General features: G+C 75.7%; 1 protein-coding gene. It reads left to right on the top strand.

Going from position 1 to position 3,276, the window contains the following annotated elements:
* The coding region (locus tag H505_RS0133260) for an SDR family NAD(P)-dependent oxidoreductase (RefSeq protein ID WP_026405394.1) at positions 1–3,276 on the top strand (3,276 nt) is incomplete at both ends.

Raw genomic sequence — 3,276 nt, forward strand, 5'->3', positions numbered from 1 at the left:
GGCCGGACAAGCCCAACGGCTGGCGGCCTTCCTGGAGGGCTCCGGCGAGCCGTCACTGCCGCACGTGGCGAGCGCCCTGCTGGCCCACCGTGCGGTCCTGGGCGACCGCGCCGTGGTGGTGGCGGCCTCCCGCGAGGAAGCGCTGGACGCCCTCGGCGCGCTCACACGCGGTGAAAGCGCGCCCGGCATCGTGACCGGCAGCGCGGGCGCGTTCGGCAAGCTCGCATGGGTCTTCCCGGGCCAGGGCACGCAGTGGGTCGGTATGGGCCGGGAGCTGCTGGATTCCTCCCCGGTGTTCGCCGAACGCATCGCCGAGTGCGCCGCCGCGCTGGAGCGGTGGGTGGACTGGTCGCTGACGGACGTCCTGCGCGGCGACACCGAGCCGGATCTCCTCGACCGGGTCGACGTCCTCCAGCCCGCGAGCTTCGCCGTCATGATCGGCCTTGCAGCGCTGTGGGAGTCGGTCGGCGTAAAGCCCGACGCCGTGGTGGGGCACTCCCAGGGCGAGATCGCGGCCGCGTGCGTGGCGGGCGCCCTGTCTCTGGAGGACGCCGCGCGGGTGGTGGCCCTGCGAAGCCGGGCCATCGCCGCCGAGCTGTCGGGACGCGGCGGGATGGCGTCGATCGCGCTGCCGGAAGCGGACGTGGCGGCCCGCCTGGAGCCGTGGGCGGACCGCGTGGAGATCGCGGCGGTCAACGGTCCCTCCTCGGTGGTGATCGCCGGGGACCGCGAGGCGCTGGACGAGGCGGTGACGGCGCTCGGCGGACGGCGGATCGCCGTCGACTACGCCTCCCACAGCAGCCACGTCGAGGACATCGAGGACACGCTCGCCGAAGCGCTGGTCGGGATCGAGGCGCAGGCGCCGACGATCCCGCTGCTGTCGACGGTGACCGGGGAGTGGATCTCCGAGGCCGGGGAGGTCGACGGCGACTACTGGTACCGGAACCTGCGCAACCGGGTCCGGTTCGGATCCGTCCTCTCCGCCCTCCTCGACCAGGGCCACGGCGTGTTCGTGGAGGTCAGCGCCCATCCCGTCCTGGTCCAGCCGATCAGCGAGATCGTGGACGGGACCGACACCGACGCCGTGGTGACCGGGTCGCTGCGCCGCGACGACGGCGGCATGCGGCGCCTGCTCACCTCGATGGCCGAACTGTTCGTCCGGGGCGTCGCCGTCGACTGGAGCGGCCTGCTGCCGCAGGCGCCGCGCGACGTGGACCTGCCGACGTACGCGTTCGACCACCGGCCCTACTGGCTCCACCCGGCCGGGAGCAAGGACGCACCGGCGCTCGGGCTGGCGGGCGCCGACCATCCGCTGCTGGGCGCGGTGGTGCCGCTGCCGCAGTCGGACGGGCTGGTGTTCACCTCGCGGCTGTCGCTGCGGGTGCATCCGTGGCTCGCGGACGTCCCGAGCACCGGGCTGGTCGAGCTGGCGGTGCGCGCCGGGGACGAGGCCGGGTGCACCGTCCTGGACGAGCTGGAGATCGAGGCTCCGCTCGTGCTGCCCGAGCACGGCGGGGTGCGCGTCCAGGTCGTCCTGGGCGGACCGGACGACGACGGTGCGCGCACCGTCGAGGTGTACTCGCAGCGCGAGGACGTCGCCGGGGACGACGGCGCGGACGGCTGGACCCGCCACGCCACCGGGCGGCTGTCGGCCGCGCCCGCCGTGCCGGAGCCGTTCGACGCGGCCGTCTGGCCGCCGGTCGGCGCGCGGGAGGCCGGCGACCTCGGCGGCGAAGGAGCGGCGCGGTGCGTGCGGGCGGTGTGGCGGCGCGGAGACGAGCTGTTCGCGGAGGTCGCCCTGCCCGAGGAGCAGGGCGCGGACGCGGGCCGGTTCGGTCTCCACCCGGTGCTGCTGGAGGCGGCGCTGCTGGCCGGCGCCGCCGACGAGCCGCGGCAGCCGCTCGACTGGCGCGGGTTCGCGCTGCACGCGTCCGGGGCGTCGGTGCTGCGGGTGCGGCTGACGCCCGGCGGGCCCGGCACGGTGTCGCTGGCGGCGGCCGACGAGACCGGCGGGCCGGTCCTGACCGTGGACTCGGTGGTGTCGCGGCCGGGTGAGGCGGCCGCCGGCGCCGCCGGCGCCACCTCGCTGTTCCAGGTCGACTGGACGGAGCTGACCGCGGCGGCGGCGTCCGCGCCGTCGTGGGCGCCGGTGGCGACCGAGGAGGACGTGGCCGCCCTGGCCGAGGACGCGCCCGCGGCGGCGGTCCTCCGGGCGTTCGCCGACGACACGCGGGCGCCCCTGGCCCTGACCTCCCGGGTCCTGGCCATCGTCCGAGCGTGGCTGGCCGCGCCCGCGCTGGAGGAGTCGCGGCTGGTGGTCCTGACGCGGGGTGCGGTACCCGCCGGGGACGGCGCGGTGACCGACCCGGCGGCGTCGGCGGTGTGGGGCCTGGTCCGCTCCGCACAAGCCGAGAACCCCGACCGGATCGTCCTGCTCGATCTCGATCCCGCGTCGGCGGGTGACGCCGGGCCGGTGCTGGGTGCGGTGCTCGCATCGGGTGAGCCGCAGGTCGCGGTGCGGGGCACGGCCCTGTTCGTCCCGCGTCTCGCCCGCGCCGCCGGTTCCGTGCCGGTGGCGGACGTCCCGGTGGCGTTCGGTTCGGAGGGGACGGTGCTGGTGTCGGGCGCGGGCGCCCTGGGCGGTTTGGCCGCCCGGCATCTGGTCGCCCGCCACGGCGTCCGCCGTCTGCTTCTGGCGAGCCGTCGGGGCCCGGACGCCGAAGGTGCGGACGCCCTGGTCGCCGAGCTGTCCGACCAGGGCGCGGAAGTGTCGGTGGTCGCCTGCGATCTCGCGGACCGCGACCAGGTCGCGGAGCTGCTGGGGTCCGTGCCCGCCGAGCATCCCCTGACCGGAGTCGTCCACACCGCCGGCGTCATCGACGCGGGCGTGATCGGGACGCTGACGCCGGAGCGGCTCGCCAGGGTGTTCGCGCCCAAGGCCGACGCGGTGCGGCACCTGGACGAGTTGACCCGGGGCATGGATCTGGCCGCGTTCGTCGTCTACTCCTCGGTGTCGGGCGTGTTCATGGGCGCGGGCAGCGGCAGCTACGCGGCTGCCAACGCCTACCTGGACGGGTTGATGGCGTGCCGTCGGGCCGAGGGCCTGCCGGGTCTGTCGCTGGCGTGGGGGCTGTGGGACCAGACGTCCGGGATGGCTGCGGGCACCGACGATCTCGCCCGGTCCCGGATGAGCAGGCGTGGCGGTCTGCAGTTGATGTCGCAGGCCGAGGGGATGGAGTTGTTCGAGGCCGCGCTCGGTTCCGGGCGTTCGCTCCT

Source organism: Actinomadura rifamycini DSM 43936 (assembly GCF_000425065.1).
Classification (GTDB): domain Bacteria; phylum Actinomycetota; class Actinomycetes; order Streptosporangiales; family Streptosporangiaceae; genus Spirillospora; species Spirillospora rifamycini.